Consider the following 21040-nt stretch of genomic DNA (forward strand, 5'->3'; position numbering starts at 1 on the left):
ATAGAGCATCGGGGAATTAGACCCATTTAAAGGGATTAAATCAGTCAGTTAATCAGGCAACATGCATAAACTCAATCACTCATTGATCTGATGAGCAGGCTGTAATTTTTTCGCACCACTAAAATGTGATATACTGAGTTTACCGAAGTGCTGCAATAAATATACAAACTGAAAATGAGATTTGTGCATTGACTTTCCTGATAAATACTTTCGCCTACATATGGCAGCCCGCAAAATCATATGTTACGGCCCCGGCCGATAAATAAGGATGCTTCTTTTGACATCTGCCGTACGGAAAAGGAAACCTGTCATACAGGTGCTAGAAGACTCACCAAGTGGACGGATACCCATTGTAGCCTTTCCCGATTTTCAGAGAAGGCTGCACCATGTAACATCTTAAGATAAACAACCACTTCCGAGAATAATGTACACAAGAAATAAAAATGTTATTGTGCAATAACAGTTATTTCTTGTGTACCGGGAGACATCCGGATACCGGCATCTAAAGAAATACACCGGTACATTGTCCATGTCCTGCAAACAAAAGCCCGGCCAAACAGGAGGCTATGGATTTCAAAGGACAGGCACCCGGTTTTTCTGATCTTGACGGTTATTTGGTATAAGCTATACGGCGCGAGGCTTTCCTCATTAAGGTATTGATCAATGCATCTGTAGAACTCCCTATGGAGCCCCTTACCGCTTTATTGTAATTGATCAGGAGCTCCCCATCCATTCTGTTATGAATAGATAAATTGATCACCGCTTTGTTGGTTGCCCCCCAGAAACCGACCAAAAGACCTAATGCTACCGAAGCTCCTTCAGACATCGGCTGGTTGGTCTCGAAAGTCCCGGATATAACAGCATCCACATCCAGGATTTCAGCCAATTCCCGGGGAGTGTAATCCGTAATATTGGTATAATTTATATTCTCTTTTCGCAACAGGGCAGTTGTTGTGGCCGGATCCTGGACCTTTACTAATAGTGTCCCTCTTTTCTCCCTTTTCAAAAACCATGTATACATCGCTTTCTGGATATTTTCACCTTCATCCATTTCCATTTTTTCCAGTTGCTCTTTCGATATTTCCTTCATCTGCCTGGGGCGGAGTGAAACAGATGTTTTAAAAGGAACAACAGCTATAATTTTATGGTCTTTAGCTATAGCTTCAAAATTGGGGTTTTCATACAGATGGGTTTGAGCAAATGTAAGTACCGAGAATAGTAAAAAAATTAATGTAAAGTAATTGTGTTTCATAGATGAAAATTTTTGATTAAAGATGCAAGTATATAGAATATTTTGGTTGTCGGAAATAAAAAAAACCGGTAGCAAAATCCGGATCGAAATACCTTTCATCAACCGTGAGTTTTAGTGCTCATAAAACTGTGGATAAACTGGATCAAAAAATAAATATTTTCCCAAATACCAACTACATCGAAATTTTACGAAAACCCTTCGCTTCTCCCTTTCCTCATGCTGCCGGAAAAAACTGTATTTCCTGTATTGCAGGTTCTATCCGTGTTTGATGATTGAGGGAATTTCCGGGAAGCATAGTTTTGCCACTACTTTTCATAATAAAAAAGAGGAGATTGCGTATATTTGGGTATTGCCTGTACACACCGGCAACGTACCGATTACTTTCCATAAAAAATTTTTCAGGTAAACGCCCGGAACGGATTGTCTTTATAGTGTACCAAAAACAACATATCATGAAAAAATTCCTGTTGCTGCTACACGAAAATATCGAAGAAATGATCCGCTTATCTCCCGAAGAAATGGAGGAATTAGGAAATGCGCATATGGCGTGGGCCATGAAACTGGCCGGGGCAGGACATTTGGTTTCCGGAGACAGCCTGCACCAAAAAGGCGTTCTTATCCGTGGAAAAGATTGCACGGTAAAGGATGGTCCTTACCTGGAATCCAAAGAATTAGTCGGCGGTTATTACCTCTTACAAGCTGATGACCTGGACACTATTGTCGAAATTGCCAAAGCATGCCCCTGCCACCTGTGGGGAGGAACCACCGAAATCCGCCCTGTTATGGAAACGGGAGCAGGCGGGCAATAACCCGCATACCGGAAATTCCATTACCGGAAGGCCACTAAAAAAACCTGGTTGATAAAATAAATTCTACCTCACAGACCGGTTTCTGAAGTACCGGATGAAGTAATGCAACCGGAGACTTTCCGTGTTGGCAGACCCGCACTAAAATTTGAAGAAAAGGAAAAGATCTCTCAACCGGGTATCATTTGAACATGACCAAAATCAGGCTCCTCTTGCAAAAAGCGTTGCGGTCCAAAATAAAAAAAGGTATCTTTAAAAACATGAAAAGAATCCTATTCATTTTATTGCTATACGTAAGCGGAATCTATACCGTGTCTGCTCAAAACACAAAAGAATTATCTGAAACCGAAAATCTATTTGCCATCGCAAAGGTCTGGGGATATTTGAAATACTATCACCCCTATGTAGCCGGCGGAGCATTGGACTGGGACCAACAATTGTTTGACCTATTGCCTCAGGTAAGAAAAGCCACGACTAAAGAAGAGTTTTCCGCAGTGTTGCTCCATTGGATAGACAAGCTCGGGGAAGTACGGGAATGCAGGCGTTGTGAAGTGGCCAAAGAAGGTGTTTTTAACAAGAACTTCGACCTGTCCTGGATACGAAATTCTCGGCATTTTAACGACGAAGTATCAAACAGGCTGGAATTTATAAGGGATAACAGGTTTCAGGGAGATCAGCATTATGTGACCATAGGACGCGGAAATACTATTAAAATACAAAATGAGCGGGAATATGAGGATTTCGATTATACCGAAGAACAACACAAGCTATTGGTATTGTTCCGTTATTGGAATATTATAGAATATTTTTACCCTTATAAATACCTGACCGATCAGCATTGGGATGATGTCCTGTTGGAAATGATCCCGAAATTCCAAAACGCCTCAGACCAAATATCGTACCGACGCGTCATCAGGGAGCTTCTGGCGAAAATGGACGATACTCATACCAGGGTAATATTTGATGGTGTAACCCTGGATTATTTGCCCGTTAAGATTAAAGAAATCGAAGGGAAAGCAGTCGTTTCCGGCTTTTTTAATGATTCCATCGGAAAAGCCAACGGATTTAAACCGGGGGATATTATATTAAAGGTGAATGGTATGGACGCAGAAAAGAAAATGCTCGAAGTATTGCCATATGCCTCCGGGTCCAATACAAATATCAAACGAAGAAATGCCTATTATCATATCTTAAAAGGAGAGGACAGTATTGCGGAAATAACCGTTTTGCGAAACAAGGATACTCTATCTTTGAAAACCAGAAGATATCCTTTTAAGGAGTTCAACCGATTGAACCGGAAAGTACCGGATACGACAAAATGGAAAATTTTCGATGACTCCATAGGCTATATCAATATGGGCTACATAAACGGGGACGAAGCATCTGAAATCATGGCGAAATTTATGGAGAAAAAAGCCATAATTATTGATTTGAGAAATTATCCCCAATTTATTTATCACGTTGTATCGAGATATCTGAACGACAGAAAAAAAGATTTTGCCAGTATATATATTCCGGATATTTCTTATCCCGGCAAATTTAAATTCGTTAAAAATGAACGTGCCGGGGTAAAAAACAAAAATTATTATATGGGCAAGGTGGTACTTTTGGTAGATGACCAATCTCTTAGCCGGTCCGAATTTACGGCCATGGCATTTCAAACGGCAAATAATGTCATCACCGTGGGGAGCCAAACAGCGGGAGCGGACGGAAATGTGACCTCTATCAAATTAGCCGATGGTACCAAAGCATATATTACAGGTGTAGGAGTACTATATCCGGATGGAACGCCTACGCAACGTACAGGAATTAAAATTGACATCAAAGTAACTCCCACTATCGAAGGCCTGCAAAAGGGACGTGACGAGGTTTTGGAGCGGGCTGTGGAACTGGCGGGAGATTAAAGAAAGTTGATGTTCGTTTTCCCTGTGCCCAAAACCGGTTCTAGCTGTAAAACCCTTTTTAACGCTTTTGATTTCCGGTTTCAGACATTTTGAATTACATTTAACTAGGCAAAATACGGGAACCATGAAAAAATTACACTTAATCATATTTTCTGCACTCATGTTTACGCACATTACCCATGCACAAAACCTTAATCCCGTTGCTTACAAAGACGGGGGCCAGCAATTAAATGGACTGATAACTTCCAATACCGGGAAAAATTTACCGGGGGTTTTAATCCTCCCTGCCTGGAAAGGCATTGATGATGAAGCCAAAACAGCAGCACTGGAACTGGAAAAAGAAGGATACATCGCCTTTATAGCCGATATTTACGGCGAAGGGAATATTCCGGCGGACAATGCCTCGGCATCCGAAACCGCCGGCTATTACAAGACCAATTACAGAGCCTACCAGCACCGCATATCACTCGCCCTGGACGAGTTGAAAAAAGCAGGGGCCGATGCGGAGAAGATCGCTGTAATCGGCTATTGTTTCGGCGGCACCGGCGCCCTGGAAGTGATGAGAGCGGGATTTCCCGTAGAGGGTGTCGTGAGCATTCACGGGGGATTGGGCAAGGATGAAAGCCGCCCCAATAGCGAGATCAAAACCAAGGTGCTCATCGAAAACCCGGCGGAAGACAAAGGGGTAACCCCCGAAATATACGATGCCCTGGTCCGGGAACTCAAAGACGGCAAAGCCGACTGGCAGATCATTACCTATGCCAACAGCGGCCATACCTTTACCAATCCTCAATCTCCCGAATACAACGAGGTCATGGCCAAAAGGGCCTGGAACCATACCCTGATGTTCCTGGAGGAAATCCTGAAGTAATCGCATATTTCCGGTGTCTCCTACTTACAGACCCATAACGGAAAAGGCAGATCTTCGTTGAACAACTCTTCGGTAACACTTCCTACCAAAAGGGAAGAAAAGGTATTTCCTCCTTTATCCGACACAAAAAACAGGTCGGTCTTTTGCTTTTTGCCATATTGGATAAGTGTTTCCGGAATACTGGAACTCCTTCCCGGAATGATTTCCAGTGAAATATCCTCGGAACCGCGGATCTTTTTCATAAACTTGCGCCCCTTTTCGGCCGTGTGTTTTTCTACTACAGGCATCAGGGTTTCCTTGGGTAAATAAGGTGCAAATTGAAGCGGAACGTTATAGATATGTACAGCCTTTACTGCTGCCGATACCGCTTTTCCCACCACCTGTGCCATGGAAAAACTGCGCCTGGAGGCACTTGAAAAATCCGTTCCTACCCGGATATGTTCGATTTTGGGCCTGGTTTCACGGGGAATGCTCAGGATGTGACAACGGAGCATCCTGAGGAGTTTTCCGCTTACGACCCCGGTACCTTTCACCCGGTTCTTACTCCCCACCAGGGTGAGGTGAATAGCATATTTGTTTACAATATAAGCAATTAAAGATTCGGTGTAAGGGTCATTGGATATAAGCACTTCCCATGCTGCTTTTCCTTTAAAACTTGTCGCTACCTTTTCATTCAGCTCCTCTCCTATGCTTTCCTCAATATTGATATCACCCAGTTCGTCTTCAAAAAGCTCGTCGATCTCATACTTCTTGATATTGTGCGCAAAATAAACCTTGTCGGCTTGTAATACATCAGACAAAAAAGATGCATAAGCGATCAGGGTTTCATCGATCTCCGAAAGGTCGAGGGTTACGAGTATATTTTTAATCTCGGTAATCATAATATTCGGGTATTTAATTTTTGGTATTATCTCTTGTTTGTCTTCGTTTCAGTATATCCGATACGATATCCTTATAATTATCCAGGTCTTTCTGCTCATTTCGGCGTTGCAGCTTGCGATGGTCCTCACTGAGTCCTTTGTAGAGCGAATAGCACATGACCAGTAGGATAATAGCGAACGGCAGCCCGGAAACAATGACGGCGGTCTGCAATGCCTTGAGTCCGCCTCCTATCAGCAATACGGCCGCAACAGCTCCTTCCATGACCGCCCAGAATATCCGTTGTCCTACCGGCGAATCGATCTTTCCCCCGGAAGTAATACTGTCTACCACCAGCGATCCGGAATCGGACGAGGTGACAAAAAAGCCTGCAATCAGGAGAATTGCTATAATATTCAGCGCCATAGACAACGGAAAATCTTCCAGAAAGACAAACATCGCAATGGCTTCATCTATTTTTACCTCGTTAATCACGGCCATTTTCCCGGCAAGGGCATCAAGTATGGCCGTACTTCCGAAAGCATTGATCCAGAAAAAGGTAACCAGCGCGGGAAGGATCAGCACCCCCAGAATAAATTCGCGAACCGTACGTCCCTTGGATATACGTGCAATAAAAATACCGACAAACGGGGCCCAGGCAATCCACCAACCCCAGTAAAAGATGGTCCATGTATTTTGCCAGTGCATGCCGGTATAACTCTCCGTCCAGGTAGCAATGTCGAGGAAATTGTACAAATAGCTTCCGGTATTTTGTACAAACGATTGAAAGATATAAATGGTAGGCCCCAGGACCACAACTAGTAGCAATAGTAATACGGCAATTCGCATATTCCACTCGCTGAGAAACTTCACCCCTTTATCGACCCCCGATACTACAGAAATAGCAGCAATCAGGGTAACACCCGCAATAAGCAGCATTTGTGTTGGGAGGCCTGCCGAAATATCAAAAACATGGTTCAGTCCTCCCGCAATCTGCCGCACCCCCAATCCGAGAGAAGTCGCCAACCCGAATACCGTAGCCAGGACTGCAATGATATCGATAATATCACCGATAATCCCATAGACTTTATCCCCCAGAAAAGGATAAAATACAGAACGGATAGTAAGCGGTAGTCCCCTGGAATATGTAAAATAAGCCAGGGACAGGCCTACCAGGGCATAAACCCCCCAGGCGTGAAGCCCCCAGTGCAGAAAAGTGAAATTCATAGCTTCCTGTGCAGCTTCGATACTGCTTCCCGTACTTTTCGGAGGTGAAACAAAATGAGATATGGGCTCCGAAACACTCCAGAAAAGCAATCCTATTCCCATCCCTGCACTGAACAGCATGGCAAACCATGACATGGTCTTAAATTCAGGTTTCGCACTTTGCCCCCCGATACGCAGGTTTCCGTAATTGCTGAATGCCAGGTAAATCATAAAAAAGAGAAAGATATTGATGGAAAGGACGAAAAACCATCCGCCCTTCTCCGCCACAAATTGCTGAATTTCCTGAAAATATTCTTTAGCACTGTCTTTATAAATCAATGTCAGGGCAATGCTGATAATTATAATGATAGCCGATGAGAAAAATACAGGGCCATTGACCTCCATGCCCAGTATCGATTTTTTCTCATCGCTTCGAACCACCTTTTTAGTCATAATTGTTGTGTTTTCCGGTTTTAGAAATAATATCCTATGTTAATGTTAAATCGTGCCTCCCATCCGGCATCCGGGGTTCCCCCCGCAAAGTCATCGATAAAGTTCCCGCCCAGCCAGGAATGATTTTTACCCGCTGCAAAATCTATATACGTATAGAGATTTCCGGCTGCTACACCTACACCAGTGACATTCATATAACTATCGGAAAAATCTTTTTTGAGCTTTCGGATACAGCCAAAATCATTGTAAAACTGTAACAACGATACGGGTCCCCACGATACGGGAACCGTATAAGCCACCGCCAGCGAAACCAGGTCGGCCCTGGCGGCAACCAGGTAAGGTGCCCCGTAGGCTGCCATGGCCATAATATCCGGACGCTCCGTATCGGGGTTCTCCGGTGCTTTAGTGTAGTGCAGAAGTTGCGATTTCAGGTTAAACGCCTGGTAATCGAGTTCGTAAAACAGGCCATAACCGTAATGATGCCCCGTTTTTTGAGTATCCAGATTATAAAGCCCGCCATATTGCGTATACCCTCCGAATTGGTGCCTGAATTCCCTGTGCTTCAGCTTGTAATATACTTTCAGGTTCAGCTGGTTTACCTCCTTATTACGGTAGTCCGGCTCCCCGTCTCCATCCACATCCATAGAAGCGACATCATAGGAGTACCGGCTGTGCGAAACATCCGTAGCTCCTCCGAATGCTATACTCTCCGAATTCTTGAAAAAAGCAACCTGGTATTGCCAGCCCTCTTCCTGCTCATGAATAAATTTCACCCCGATATCATGATCGTCTTCCAGTCCTATATAATAGCCGATATTGAAAAACCAATTGTGAGAGTTGTATTGCTGAATACCAAAGGGTACCTGGGTGAGTCCGGCCTGTATGCTGTTCTTTTCATCAAAATCATAGGCCAGCCAGCCCTGTTTCAGGACACCGCCTCCAAAGGCATCGGAATAAAGCCTGTATTCTGCATTCAGCGAAATCCCCCTGTAAGAAGCCTCCGCATTAATACGAAACATATCGTACATAAGATCGCCTCCCTGCTTTTTCTGTTCTTCTTTCCAAGAGGAATAGATATAGTTAAAACGCAGTGCCCCTCCGAACTTCACTACAGGCTTGTCCTGTGAACTCCCGCAAACAGGAATGAAACATAAAAAAGGAAGTAATTTTTTTAAGTATATAATCATCTTTTTGTTCGTTTCCGTTTCGCCGGACGGCGGAAACATCATGCTGCAAATCATCTGTGTAAAAATTGTTTTTCACAACGTCTACCAGTCTGTTTTTGCTGCGGGCAAAAAACCTCCAACAGGTAAATATTGCCACAGAGAACAGATTGAAGGGGTAACTACGCTAACAATGTATGAAAAAACGTATTAAAATATAATTTCCAATATACAATTTTTTCCCGAACCCTCCCCCGGGTAATCCTTTAAATAAACAGTTTGAGTTATATAAGGAGAGAAATTCCGCACCGTTTAATGTGTCATATTTGCTCATCCGGGCAGGGATAGTTCTCCATCATGATTTTATCTGATGCACGTTCCTAAAAAGATTTTTAATCACAAAGTCGGCAAAGAATACACAAAGTTCACAAACAAATAAACCTTTGATTACAATATATTTAACGCTTTAGTTTCTTTGTACCTACTTTGAATCCCCTCATTGGTATGGATTAAAATAGTGAATTGCGTATATTTGAATATAGTCATAAACGCAAAGAAAACACAGAACGAACCGAAAAAAGATGACAGAATTTTGGGAAGCCAGTTTCAGGGATAAACAAACCATGTGGGGATTCGGGCCAGCCGATGCCGCAATTTCAACCGTCGACCTGTTTCGGAAAAAGGGCTTAAAGAAAATTCTGATCCCTGGATTCGGATACGGCAGAAATGCAAAAATATTTACGGACCACGGATTTGAGGTTACCGGGATCGAAATTTCGGAAACTGCGATCAACCTGGCAAAAAAGCACTACGGGGATACGGTAATAGTGTATCACGGCAATGTTAGCGATATGCCATTTGACCAAAAATCCTACGACGGAATTTTTTGTTATGCTTTGATCCACCTGTTGAATGATAAAGAACGGGCCAAACTGATAGAGGATTGTTATAACCAGCTGAGGCCTGGCGGATACATGGTATTTACGGCCATATCCAAAAACACCCCGACGTACGGGGATGGAACGGCATTGGGCAAAGACTGGTATGAAACCAGGCACGGGGTTAAACTCTTCTATTATGGCCCGGAATCGGTAGACAAGGAATTTGGCCGTTACGGTCTGCTTGAAGCTAAGGAGATAAACGAACCGGCAAAAAACACGGAGAACAGATCCTCACAAAGATTCTGGGAAATAATCTGTAAAAAACAGAAGTAAGCATTCCTCACATGAAAGAAAAATGGATACACGAAATTCGCCAGGCATTAAAGGATAAATCGGACCGCAAAACACGTGAATCTTCGGGCCGCTTTTTCAAAAAGGGGGAGGAAGCATTGGTATATGGTGTAAAAATGGCAGAAGTGGGGAAGATCGCAAAAGAATTCTCCAAACAGCTAAAAATGCATTCAAAACAGGATATTTTTGATATTTGCGAAGCGCTGTGGAGATCAAAATACCTTGAAGAAGCTGTTGTAGCCTGCAGACTTTCGGAATCCCTGCACAAAAAATATGAACCGTCCGACTTCAAGATCTTTGAGCATTGGGTAGAAGATTACGTGAACACCTGGGCGGATTGCGACACCCTATGCAACCATACGATAGGCATGTTTGTCATGAAGTATCCCGAATATGTCTCCGAATTAAAGAAATGGGCAAAGTCATCCGGACGCTGGGTCAGAAGAGCTTCTGCAGTAACATTGATTATACCTGCCCGAAAGGGAATGTTCCTCGGGGAAATTTTTGAGATTGCCGATATTCTTCTCCCGGACAAAGACCATATGGTACAAAAAGGCTATGGCTGGATGCTGAAAGCGGCAAGTCAGGCACACCAGAAGGAAATTTTCGATTATGTAATGTCTAAAAAAGCCGTAATGCCCCGTACAGCATTACGGTACGCCATTGAAAAAATGCCGGAAGCATTAAAAACCGAAGCCATGAAAAAAGAACCATCCGTCTGAAAGACTGCCGGTAACAGTCTTGCCGTACTTTATCCGAACACCGTAATATACCCGGACCGATAACATATATTTTTCTCTTCCATTATATGCACGGTGTAATGTATATTTGACAAACATAAAAGTTTAGCGGATCACCGTTACCAGATCCTTCAAAAGAAAATTATAACAACATCCATTTAAAATTCACACGCAGCATGTTTCGAAAATCCCTGTTTACCACGTTGCTGTTAGTGTCCGTACTGGCACTACAGGCCCAGGAACTGTACATCCCGCGCGATGTCAAAAAAGCCTATGAAAACAAAACCCGGGGCAAAGACGGGAAACCCGGTGCAGATTACTGGCAGAATAAAGGCGTCTATACCATAGACCTTACCGTAAGTCCGCCGGACCGGAAAATTACGGGCAAAGAGACTATAGTATATACCAACCATAGTCCCGACACCTTAAAGACCCTCAACTTTAAACTGTTCCTTAACCAGCATAAACCGGGAGCGGTTCGTTTGGGACAGGCTTCGGAAGACTATCTTACTTCCGGAATGCATATTGATGCCTATACCGAAAACGGCGTGACACGGGAGTGGACAGATAAGAACGACGGTACCAATAAAATGATAGACCTGGCTACCCCGCTGGCTCCGAATGCCAGTGTTACCCTGGGCATTGACTGGCATTTTGAAGTATCCGTCCAAAGCGGGAGAGAAGGAGCCATTGACGAAACGACTTTCTTCCTTGCCTATTTCTTCCCCCGGGTAGCCGTGTATGACGATTACCGCGGATGGGATACGATGACCTTTACCGGGTCGCAGGAATTCTACAATGATTTTAACGATTATACCTTTTCGGTCACCGTGCCTGCCAATTACATAGTATGGGCCACGGGAGACCTGCAAAACCCGGACGAAGTGCTGCAACCGCATTATGCGGGACTCCTGGAGCAATCCATGACGTCGGACGAGGTGTTGCATATTGCAACCAAAGAAGACCTGGAAGGTCATAAAGTAACGAAGCAAAACCCCGCCAATACCTGGAGGTGGAAAGCAGACCATATTACGGATGTTGCCATTGCCATCAGCGACCATTACCTGTGGGATGCCGGCAGTGTTGTGGTAGACAGGGCTACCGGGCGACGGGCCAGTGTACAGGCGGCCTACGACGAACCTTCTGAAGACTTTAAGGAAATGGTCAACTACAGCAAGCATGCGATGAACTGGTTCTCCAACAATTATCCGGGCGTCCCCTACCCCTATTCCAAATCCACCATCGTCCGCGGTTTTGCCGATATGGAATACCCGATGATGGTCAACGACAGTTCGTTCCCCGAAGCGGAATTTGCGCGTTTTGTGGTAGAGCATGAGATCGCACACACCTATTTTCCGTTCTATATGGGCATTAACGAAACGCGTTTCGGTTTTATGGATGAAGGCTGGGCCACTGCCCTCGAATACCTTATCGGGATTCATGACCTGGGCAAAGAAAAAGCTACGGAAAACTTTAAAAAATTCCGCGTAGCAAGCTGGGCAAACAATGCAGACATGGAATATGACCTGCCCGTGATTACCCCGCTCAATGCGCTCAACGGTATAGCCATACGCGCCAATGCCTACGGGAAAGCAGCCATCGGCTACCTCGCCATGAAGGAATACCTGGGCGATACCCTGTTCAGCAAAGCGCTCAGGGGATACATGGACCGGTGGAACGGTAAACATCCTATGCCATGGGATTTCTTTTATTCGTTTAACGATATTACCGGCAAAGACCTCAACTGGTTCTGGGACCGCTGGTACTTCAGCAATAATTACATAGACATCGCCGTAACCGGTGCCTCTTACAAAAAAAATGCCCTGACCGTTACCCTGGAAAACATAGGCGGCATGCCGGCCCCCGTAACCATTATACTGACAGATAAGGATGGAAAAACACAGGAATTCCACCAAACCCCGGCCATATGGGAATCCGACCCGGATCACGCCGTGGTTAAACTTAAAAACGTGAAGAATATTACGAGCATCAGCCTGGATGGCGGTATTTTTATGGATGCGGATACTTCTAACGACAGTTATAGTGTAGATTAAGCTGCGGTTACAAACCCGGAAGTGCGATATCCTGAGGTGACGAAGCGTCCTGAACTCGTGAAGTAAAAAAAGCACCTTTCAAGATGACGAAGCGTCCCGAACTCACAAAGTAAAAAAAGCACCATTCAAGGTGGCTGAGTGTCCCGAACTTGTTCGGGATGTATCGAAGCCACCGCCATTTAAGTAATAAACAAATCATACCCGCAAAAATATTTTCGACATTTGCATCGAGACATTTAATCCCGATAATTATCGGAACACGTAGTGAGTAAAATAAAAGAGCATGCACAGTGAAACCGACAAAATAGAGCTGGAATACCTGAAAATCGAAGATTATGCCGAGATCAGGGAGGCCATGGTTCTGGCCTACCATTCCATGCCGGACGATTACTGGACAAAACCCCAGATAAAAACCCTGCTGGACAAGTTTCCGCAAGGCCAGGTGGTTATCAAAGTCAATGGCCAGATTGCGGGTTGTGCGTTGGCTATCATTGTACATTATAATCTCTTCGAAGGCACCCATACTTTTAATGAGGTAACCGGTAACAGCACTTTTGATACGCATTCCGATGACGGCGATATGCTTTATGGAATAGACGTATTTATAAAACCGGAGTTCCGGGGGCTGCGGCTGGGCAGAAGATTGTACGATTACCGGAAAGAACTGTGCGAAAAACTGAACCTCAAAGGCATTGTTTTTGGTGGAAGGATTCCGAATTACCATAAACACGCCGATACCCTCAGTCCTAAGGAGTATATTGAGAAAGTACGGAAAAAAGAAATTCACGACCCGGTACTGAATTTCCAGATGTCAAACGATTTTCACCCCACCCGGATACTCAAAGGCTACCTGGATGGCGATAAGGCCTCCCAGGAATTTGCCGTTTTGCTGGAATGGGATAATATTTACTACGAAAAACCTACCCGCAAGGCCGCAACCAAAAAAAGTGTGGTCCGCCTGGGGTTGATCCAATGGCAGATGCGGCCCTATAAAAATGTGGAGTCCCTGCTGCAACAGTCCGAGTATTTTATAGATACCCTGTCCGGGTACCGGGCCGATTTTGCCCTGTTCCCCGAGTTTTTCAACGCTCCGCTCATGGCCCAGTTCAACCATCTTTCCGAACCGGAAGCCATTCGCGAACTGGCCAAATATACCGACAGTGTCATACAGGAGTTCTCCGGACTGTCCATCGCCTACAACATCAATATCGTTGCCGGCAGCATGCCGGAGATCAGGGACGGCAACCTGTATAATGTGGGGTACCTGTGCAAAAGGGACGGTACCATAGAACGCTATGAAAAAATACACGTCACCCCGGACGAAGCGAAAGTCTGGGGTATGCAGGGCGGAAATGGACTTAAGGTTTTTGATACTGACTGCGGAAAAATAGGCATCCTTATATGCTACGACGCCGAATTCCCGGAACTCAGCAGACTGCTTGCCGATGAAGGCATGGATATACTCTTCGTCCCTTTTTTGACCGACACCCAGAACGGGTATTCCAGGGTAAGGCATTGTGCACAGGCCAGGGCTATTGAAAACGAATGTTACGTGGCCATTGCCGGCAGTGTGGGTAACCTCCCCAATGTACATAACATGGACATCCAGTTTGCGCAATCCATGGTATTTACCCCCTGCGATTTTGCCTTCCCTACCAACGGTATAAAAGCAGAAGCCACCCCGAATACGGAGATGATATTACTTGCCGATGTAGACCTGGGCCTGCTACGCGAACTGCACGAGTTCGGAAGCGTAAAAAACCTGAAAGACCGCAGGACGGATATCTTTGAATTGCGGAGAAAAAGTTAGCATGGAATGCATTTATGCCTTAAATTTACAACTACGGAAGCTGCTTAGGATCGCTTTTATATTTATCGCGGAAAACCTCCGCATTATATCCGGGACGTTTCCCGTTTGTCTGATCATCAACCTGCAATTATGTATAAGCTATCCGCAAACTATAGTAAATTCGTCCGGACATTCGATACCAAAGATGACGTTATCAAAGAAATCGAAAAAATAATAACAGATAAGCATTCGACAATCGGGAATATACGGTCTTTTACTCCCGAAAGAACAGTAGATAAAAATCAATCTCTTGACTATTTGATTGCTTATGCGGATTTTATTCTTGAAGATCATTTTATATCCGGGGAAGAATTGAATGATTTTGAAACTTTAAAAAGAATTTTCAGAATAAAAGAAGGTGATTTTATCCGGTTAAAAAGCTTTCAGGTAAAAGAGATCCTGAAAAAGCAGTTCATCAGAATGTATTCGGACGATAATATAGATAAAAAAGAGGCTATCGAAAAAGTCAATTTGCAACTAATGTTCGATCTGAGTTTCGATGAATTTGAAAAATTAAAAGAAGACGAAATTATTGCGTCGTTACGGCGAGGTGCTAACCCTAAAGATCTGGATATTTCCAAGCTTCCGCCAAATTTCCGATTATAAAAAAAAGCCGTATGACTCCCTTTATACTCATCCTCACCATACTCGGCGGGAGCCTGAAAAGAATACCCTGTTAAAACAGATATTTTTAATTTTACGGTTTTCCGTAGCGTTCTTTACTGAAAATTCAGTAATTTAATTACTGGAAAAAAAACCTTCCGGATGTAGAAAATGGTATTAAAAACCCATAATCTCATTTTCACATCATATCGGAACAAACTATTACTTTAACCTTAACCAACCAAAACCGATGAAAAAAGTATGTACTATTTTAGTTGTCCTTTGTTTATTTCACCTATCCCGGGCACAGGGTGAAGGAGAAATTCAACCACAAAACCTGGAAGTCACCGATTCTACCGGGTTGGCTTCGCAAACTTCGGAAACCGAAGCCGACGAACTTAACGATACCCTTAAAAAATTAAAGGAACTCATCGATGAAAGCAATTCGGGATCTACAGAAATCGGAACCTTCCGCATTCAGCCATATGCCATTGTTTTCCCCGGACACTTTCCGGTTAGCAAACCGTACCAGGTAGCGCTTCTTAGAAGAAGGATAGATTCCGTCAATAAAACATTAGAACTCCGGGGAAAAGCAGCTTCCCGTGTCAATTTCACTCTGAAAAAGGCTGTAAAAGACCGCAAATCCGGTGATGAAGTCCTGTCAGAAGGTACGACAGTAGAATTGCACATCGCTTATATAGACAGTGTTAAAGTCGCCATAAGCGAAGGCGTCATTGAGCATTTAAAAGTATACACATCCGATGGGAATTCATTTTATAACACCAAATCCCCTATCCCTATCCTGACCATTGAAAAACGGTTTGATGACCGTCTTTTCAATCCGCAGAATGGTAATTTCATTTTACTCAAAGATGCCCTGTACTTTGAAGCGGACAGGCGTTTTAATTATTTCCCGGATGCACAGGAACTAACCATTAAAAACACCAGGACTGATTCCGGGATAAAAACCGGTTCCCAAAAACTATATGCGGAAAACGGTTTGAATGCCCTGGTGAACCTCCAGGTATATTCGGATCTTTTGGGTGTTTTCGGGGACGAACCCAACGGCCTTATCCAGTTCGAAGCAAATACAAAACTTTATCTCCACAGGGCCAATTACAAGAATACCTATACATTTATGCCGTTTGATGCTATAGAGCCTTTCTTTCACTTTAACCGGATAGAAAGTAAATTCGATACCATAGCCTTGTCGTCCGCCCAGGAAATCAACCGCCTGGAACTGTTCCGGCGATATACTTACGCGGTGGGCCTGGACGTAAATCTGTTCCGGGGAGACTGGCGCCCTTCCAATTCTTTTGAACTCAAGGCCGGCTATATGTACAGTTCCAGCAACCTTGTCATAGACGACGAAAAATTGAATGCCGCCCTTCACACTCCTTATCTCGAAGCAGTTCTGAAAAGCAGGAAACTGAACAACTTCGGAATAGATTTGAGAGTAAGGCACGCGTGGCAAAAATTAAACCCCAATACGTATATTGAAAATGACGAGTGGAATGACCTGTTATCTTTCCGGGCCGGTGTATCTTATTTTCCGGACAAAAAAAAGACGGACAAAATTTTCCTGCGTTTTATTAACTACCTGAATCTCTCCGACCGGAAACAGGATTTCGCATTACTGCAACTGGGCTTCAGTAAGGCCATTTCGTTCAACTAAAAACGCTTCGGATTTTTATTATTTGGTTTAAAAGATTTTAACCACAAAGTCAGCAAAGAACACACAAAGTTCACAAAGGAATCAGCTTTTGATTACGATATGTTTAACGCTTTAGTTACTTTATGTCTACCCTGCCTTTGCCGGCAGCAGGTTTGTGTGCTTTGTGGTTTTAACAGAAGTTCGGGGCTTTTTAGCCCCCTCTTTTTTATTCAATCTGGTCAAAAATATCTTCGTTCTATCCTGTAGGTTTTGTTACTATAAATAACTACATGTCAGTTTTTACTTTCCCTTTTCTAAACGTATGTTATTATCATATAGCGTGTTATTTCTCCCGGTGCTTTCGTTCCCCGTAAATTCCCGTAACCCGCAAACCTCGCCCTTGCCGGATTTTTGGTTATATTTGAAAGAGAATGAAACAAATACTCCCGAATGATCTATGAAAAATACTATAAAAGATAATATAAACCCCGGTATTGTTTCTAACCTGTTACTACTGGTAATTATCGTATTCATCCTGCACACGCTCCAAAGCGTGATCATCCCCATTTTGTTTTCCATTATCATTTCGGTATTGCTCTACCCGCTTTGCCGGAGGCTGGAAAATCTGAGGATGACCCGTTTGAGCGCCTCTCTTACTTCCCTTGTACTGGCTGTTCTGGTCGTACTCGGGTTGGGATATCTCCTTGTTTCACAAACCATCAATATAGGAAATAACGCCGCGGATATTTTCAGTAAAATACAGGGAGTAGCCTCTAAACTACTGGATTGGGCCTCCGACCAGTTTAACATGTCTTCCTATGAGCTGGGCTCCGAGATCAAGACCAGACTTTCCGACAGTATGTCCGATATGGGAAGTTATCTTACCACGGCTCTGGGCTCGCTGGGCAATTCCCTCTCATCGGCTATCCTGGTGCCTATAATGATCTTCTTTTTTCTGTATTACCGGGACTTTTTCCGGGAATTCTTCTTCAGGGCTTTTTCGTCCACTCCAAAAGAGATTATAGAAGAAGGATTGGGAAGGATTTATGAGGTTCTGAAAAGCTACCTGGTAGGATTAGTAACAGTGATGGGTATTGTCGCCGTGCTGAATACCATAGGCCTGTATATACTGGGTATAGAATATGCCTGGTTTTTCGGCATCCTGGCCGCTTTGCTGACCATATTCCCCTATATAGGTATTTTTGTCGGCTCCATGATACCGGCTCTTTTTGCCCTGGCTACAAAAGACAGTCTATGGTATGCCACCGGGGTAATTATCTGGTTTCAGGTGGTACAGATGCTCGAAGGAAATTTTATCACTCCCAACATTGTGGGTGGAAAGGCGAGCCTCAATCCCCTGGTGTCTTTATTGTCATTCTTCCTGGGCGGCATGCTGTTCGGCCTTGCCGGAATGATCCTGGCACTGCCGCTACTGGCCATGTTAAAAGTTATTTTTGATATTATCCCGCAGACACAGGCCTACGGGTTTCTGCTGAGCGAACCGGAAAGATCTTACCTGCGCTCGCATAGAAAAAAGAAAAAATCAGCACAGGAGGAAGAAGAAAAAAATACTTCCGGGAAATAAAGGGCTGACAGGTTTGTCACGGCCGCGAATATCATTGGAATTTTTGCCACTCTCCCGGTAAAGGCCTGTTCCGGTTTCCTCTCCCTCCCGGATAAGGAGTACGGATACAACCGCCAAACCGGGGAGTTCCGACTTCTGCAACCAGGATTTCCTCAGGCCACGGACCCCGTAACTTCATACACTTCTTTCCTTTCTTTAACACTCTATGTTAAGAATAGGCTAAAACCTGTTTTTTGTTAGTAAAATTCTCTCAAATTTTGTACCTTAGGTAACGAGGTTATAAAAAAATCATTTACTAATTAAAAATTCAGAGTTATGTCAAATAAAACAGGTGAAACAATCTTAGCATTATTGACCGGTGCAGCCATAGGAGCCGGAATCGGAATTTTGTATGCTCCTGACAAAGGGTTACATACGAGAAAAAAGATAAAGGAGCAGGCGAAAAAAACACAGAAAGAAGTCGAAAAGCAATTGCACAAAACGCAATCGCAGCTTATGGGCAAAGCCAGCACTGCTCGAAGGAATTTCGAAAGCAAGCTGAACGATACCCTGTCGGATATGAGTTACAAAGCAGATGACATTTTACTCGCTCTGGAACAGAAGCTTGAGGATTTGAGAGCTAAAAATGCCAAACTTCAGAAAGACAATGAAAACAAAGTTGCCAAAACAACTCAATAATGTACTTCTATGTCATTACACAGCATTTCGGAAAACGCTGAGGGATTGAGTAAAAATGCCCAGGAGTTTATAGAAAACAGCTATGCTTATTATAAACTCAGCGTTTTTAAAAAACTTACAAAAAGCACTACTTCGATGATCATTTTTATGATCATCGGAGCAGTACTTTTCGGAGCTATGTTATTAATTACATTTGCCCTCGCGCTCTTTATAGGAACATGGCTTGATAATTGGGGCCTTGGTTTTCTTATCATGGGGGGCATCTACCTGCTCATAGCCGTGATCGTCTATTACGGATTGAGAAAGACGATAGAAAGAAAGGTGCTGGTCCGTGCGTCAATGGATTTCTTTGACGGTGACGATGATTAGGAGCACAATAAATTTAAACTGATGAAAGTATATACTTCTTTTGAAGAAGTCAACAAGGATTTAAAAGTCCTGAGACTTCAGAAAGACATATCCAGGGAAGAGATCAAGGCCAGCTATTACGGCCTGAAAGATGACCTGGGTTTCTTAAATGTTATTGGTAAAACAACCGGATTTATCCTTAAACGGGCACTGGCACTTAAGGTAGCCAAGAAAATATTCGGTTGACGATATAAAAAATTCCCCGGGTAAGAGATCAGTGGAGTAGGTACTTAAGGGGAAAGAAGAGTTACCGGATACGTTTTTACGGCACCCGGTAGCTCTTTTATTTTTAGAAGCTGTTTCCCGGTTTGCTATCGGCTCCCTTTAAAACAGGAAATACAGGCTGTAAGGCTTCAGGAGGCTTATCTTTCCCTCTTTTTATGATTTTCACTTTTCTTAAAGATCCATTCCGATACCAAACAAAACCCGATAATACCGGCGGACATGATTATCCCTGCCACATTAGTGTCGTATTGCTGGTGCACTAAGACAAGCAGGGCGGTGATACACAATGCCAGACCAGCCAGGGGTATGTATTTGTTTCCGTTGATCCGTTGCGAGAGTTTATACCCTGTAAAATTTACAATCCCGAATATCAGCAGGAACCCTACACTACCTGTAGTGGAAATGCTCTCCAGGTCCAGTACGTTGACCAGGATCAAAGTGGCCGCAGCCGTAATCAGTAAACCAACGGGTTTATTCCACAATTGCGCAAGGAAATGGTGTGGCAATTCATCCTCTTCGGCGATTTCGAAATTCACCCTGCTCCCCCCGTACAGGGAAGCATTGATAGCAGAAAACGTGGAAATCAGGGCTGCAATGGTGATGATCGTAAACCCGGTCCTTCCCAGTACCGGCATTGCAGCTTCCGCCAGCACATAATCCTGTGCATCCGCTATTTTCCGGAAAGGGAGAGATCCTACAGTAACAAGTGCGATAATCACATAGAGCACAATCACAAAAACAATGGAGTAATAATAAGCCCCGCCGATATTTCTCTCCGGGTTGATAATATCCGGCGCCGCATTAGCGATCAGTTCAAATCCTTCATAGGCCACAAAGATCACCATTCCGCCGGCAAAAAGAGCTTTACCGGGTTTTCCCAGTGTGCCACGGCAAGCTGGCTCATATTCGGATTGCCGATAAGCCCGTAAGCGCTTATCCCGATAAAACCTATAAGAATGATGAGCTTGATGATTACGGCATACGATTCTATCTTACTCACCACCAAAATATTATAGTAATTAATGGCGGTAGCCACAATGATAACATTACTTGCATAAATGTGGAAATCTATGGGTTTGTCCTCCGTGATTTCCAGTAAATTAGGCGCATAAGACCCGAAAGCTGAGGCATACAGCGACAGCATAACAATATAGCTTACCCACAGCAGGTTGCTCATGGCACCGCTACAAACAGAGATTCCGACCCCCTGATTGATAAACTTTACCGTACCGCCCCTGTCAGGAAAAGACCTGGATAGCTTCACATAGCTATAGGATGTGATCAGGGCCAGCATTCCCGCAAATAAAAAGGCCACGGGTGTCCCTCCCCTGGCCAGGGAAACCGCCAGTCCGAGAACTGCAAAAATACCACCACCGACCATGCCGCCGATTCCAATGGAAACCGCATCTTTAAGCCCTATTTTTTTCATCTCACATATAAAATCAACTACCTCGGGGCAATCCCGATAATTATCGGGACACGAGGTATTCAAACGAGCC

At 44.0% G+C, this 21040-nt stretch carries 17 protein-coding genes and 1 pseudogene; 13 read left to right on the forward strand and 5 right to left on the reverse strand.

Annotated elements, in window-relative coordinates; translation table 11 throughout:
- Positions 1–610 precede the first annotated feature (610 nt).
- The gene (locus ED312_RS19285; protein ID WP_123217666.1) at positions 611–1252 is read right to left on the reverse strand and encodes a hypothetical protein; all 642 of its coding nucleotides are present in this window, start codon (positions 1250–1252) and stop codon (positions 611–613) included.
- A 452-nt stretch (positions 1253–1704) separates the two neighbouring features.
- On the opposite strand from ED312_RS19285, the gene ED312_RS19290 reads away from it, so the two are divergent.
- The 3 genes from ED312_RS19290 (at position 1705) to ED312_RS19300 (ending at position 4833) form a co-directional block, all read left to right on the forward strand.
- Complete coding sequence (locus tag ED312_RS19290) at positions 1705–2061, forward strand: YciI family protein (RefSeq protein WP_123217667.1); 357 nt, start codon at positions 1705–1707, stop codon at positions 2059–2061.
- A 257-nt stretch (positions 2062–2318) separates the two neighbouring features.
- On the forward strand, positions 2319–3962 hold the full coding sequence (locus ED312_RS19295) for a S41 family peptidase (RefSeq protein ID WP_170164564.1): 1644 nt from the start codon (positions 2319–2321) through the stop codon (positions 3960–3962).
- A 124-nt stretch (positions 3963–4086) separates the two neighbouring features.
- On the forward strand, positions 4087–4833 hold the full coding sequence (locus ED312_RS19300; RefSeq protein WP_123217669.1) for a dienelactone hydrolase family protein: 747 nt from the start codon (positions 4087–4089) through the stop codon (positions 4831–4833).
- A gap of 20 nt (positions 4834–4853) precedes the next feature.
- Here the strand turns inward: ED312_RS19300 and ED312_RS19305 are convergent, their stop codons facing one another.
- From ED312_RS19305 to ED312_RS19315, 3 genes are read right to left on the reverse strand one after another with little or no spacing between them, the layout of a single operon-like run.
- Positions 4854–5714 carry a universal stress protein gene (locus tag ED312_RS19305; protein ID WP_240643147.1) on the reverse strand — a complete coding sequence of 287 codons (861 nt, stop codon included), beginning with the start codon at positions 5712–5714 and terminating at the stop codon, positions 4854–4856.
- A 13-nt stretch (positions 5715–5727) separates the two neighbouring features.
- Positions 5728–7350 (reverse strand): BCCT family transporter, encoded by a 1623-nt coding sequence (locus ED312_RS19310; RefSeq protein WP_123217670.1) that lies wholly within the window; start codon positions 7348–7350, stop codon positions 5728–5730.
- A gap of 20 nt (positions 7351–7370) precedes the next feature.
- Positions 7371–8537 (reverse strand): hypothetical protein, encoded by a 1167-nt coding sequence (locus ED312_RS19315; RefSeq protein WP_123217682.1) that lies wholly within the window; start codon positions 8535–8537, stop codon positions 7371–7373.
- Between the two features lie 557 nt (positions 8538–9094).
- Here ED312_RS19315 and ED312_RS19320 point away from each other — a divergent pair.
- The 10 genes from ED312_RS19320 to ED312_RS19365 all read left to right on the forward strand — a co-directional run bounded on the left by ED312_RS19320 (position 9095) and on the right by ED312_RS19365 (position 19502).
- On the forward strand, positions 9095–9727 hold the full coding sequence (locus ED312_RS19320) for a class I SAM-dependent methyltransferase (protein WP_123217671.1): 633 nt from the start codon (positions 9095–9097) through the stop codon (positions 9725–9727).
- Positions 9728–9738: 11 nt separating this feature from the next.
- Positions 9739–10467: a DNA alkylation repair protein gene (locus ED312_RS19325; protein WP_123217672.1), complete on the forward strand. Its 729-nt coding sequence runs from the start codon at positions 9739–9741 to the stop codon at positions 10465–10467.
- A 194-nt stretch (positions 10468–10661) separates the two neighbouring features.
- A complete protein-coding gene (locus ED312_RS19330; RefSeq protein ID WP_123217673.1) occupies positions 10662–12539 on the forward strand; it encodes a M1 family metallopeptidase in 1878 nt (625 codons plus the stop codon).
- A 283-nt stretch (positions 12540–12822) separates the two neighbouring features.
- Positions 12823–14349 (forward strand): carbon-nitrogen hydrolase family protein, encoded by a 1527-nt coding sequence (locus ED312_RS19335; protein WP_123217674.1) that lies wholly within the window; start codon positions 12823–12825, stop codon positions 14347–14349.
- Between the two features lie 129 nt (positions 14350–14478).
- Entirely contained in the window at positions 14479–14994 is a 516-nt protein-coding gene (locus ED312_RS19340) for a hypothetical protein (RefSeq protein WP_123217675.1), read from the forward strand.
- A 247-nt stretch (positions 14995–15241) separates the two neighbouring features.
- The gene (locus ED312_RS19345; protein WP_123217676.1) at positions 15242–16666 is read left to right on the forward strand and encodes a hypothetical protein; all 1425 of its coding nucleotides are present in this window, start codon (positions 15242–15244) and stop codon (positions 16664–16666) included.
- A 436-nt stretch (positions 16667–17102) separates the two neighbouring features.
- Complete coding sequence (locus ED312_RS19350) at positions 17103–18230, forward strand: AI-2E family transporter (protein WP_123217677.1); 1128 nt, start codon at positions 17103–17105, stop codon at positions 18228–18230.
- Positions 18231–18545: 315 nt separating this feature from the next.
- Entirely contained in the window at positions 18546–18908 is a 363-nt protein-coding gene (locus tag ED312_RS19355) for a YtxH domain-containing protein (RefSeq protein WP_123217678.1), read from the forward strand.
- A 9-nt stretch (positions 18909–18917) separates the two neighbouring features.
- Positions 18918–19277: a phage holin family protein gene (locus tag ED312_RS19360; RefSeq protein ID WP_123217679.1), complete on the forward strand. Its 360-nt coding sequence runs from the start codon at positions 18918–18920 to the stop codon at positions 19275–19277.
- A gap of 21 nt (positions 19278–19298) precedes the next feature.
- Complete coding sequence (locus ED312_RS19365; protein ID WP_123217680.1) at positions 19299–19502, forward strand: hypothetical protein; 204 nt, start codon at positions 19299–19301, stop codon at positions 19500–19502.
- 176 nt (positions 19503–19678) lie between these two features.
- Here the strand turns inward: ED312_RS19365 and ED312_RS19370 are convergent.
- A pseudogene (locus ED312_RS19370) lies at positions 19679–21040 on the reverse strand (APC family permease); the annotation flags it as partial.

Origin of the sequence: Sinomicrobium pectinilyticum (assembly GCF_003725735.1) — a bacterium.
Lineage (GTDB): Bacteria > Bacteroidota > Bacteroidia > Flavobacteriales > Flavobacteriaceae > Sinomicrobium > Sinomicrobium pectinilyticum.